The organism is Gilliamella sp. Choc4-2 (genome assembly GCF_001690355.1).
GTDB classification, from domain to species: domain Bacteria; phylum Pseudomonadota; class Gammaproteobacteria; order Enterobacterales; family Orbaceae; genus Gilliamella; species Gilliamella apicola_A.
The window spans coordinates 1-531 of sequence record NZ_LZHG01000051.1 but is presented as its reverse complement, the minus strand read 5'-3'; the positions used below and the strand labels follow the sequence as shown (position 1 = coordinate 531).

Here is a 531-nt window from a genome sequence, read left to right as displayed (position 1 = left end):
CGCCATTAAGGCTAATGAGTTGCCCAGGAGCAAGGTTATAACGGTTGCTTTTGCCTCGGATAATTATTTGTTCACTGATTGCTTGTTCATGGCGAATACGTGCGTACCAATTGCCACTTTCTGGGGTGCTATTAAGGTGGTAATCATTATCCCTATTTTGTGCATCATCGTTATTATCGCTCATCCCCCCATTTTGCTCACTTTGAATATTTTTATAAATTTTGTTGGGGCTATTTTTTTGACTACTTGAACTGACACTGGCACTACCTGCATATTGATAGTGCTCGCCATAACGGTAGTCGGTGCCGTTAGTGGTGTGGTCATCGGGTTGGCTATTGACCTCGCCAAGTAAGTTGGCTTTGGCATCACGGTAGTTGTAATCTTTGACTTTAACCGATGATGCCACCGTTTGGCTGTGCATGCTAATATCCCAAACGCTTTCAGTGCCACCGTCCAAGGTGCCGCTGGGTAATTTGTAATCAATATGAGCAACTTGGTCATAACCTTGTTCGTAATCGCTTATCACCATTA

Annotated in this window: 1 protein-coding gene; it reads right to left on the bottom strand. The window is 43.7% G+C overall.

Features of this window, described 5'->3' with window-relative positions:
• Window positions 1-531: contractile injection system protein, VgrG/Pvc8 family (locus A9G34_RS06975; RefSeq protein ID WP_176701483.1), on the bottom strand; the 531-nt coding region annotated here is incomplete at both ends.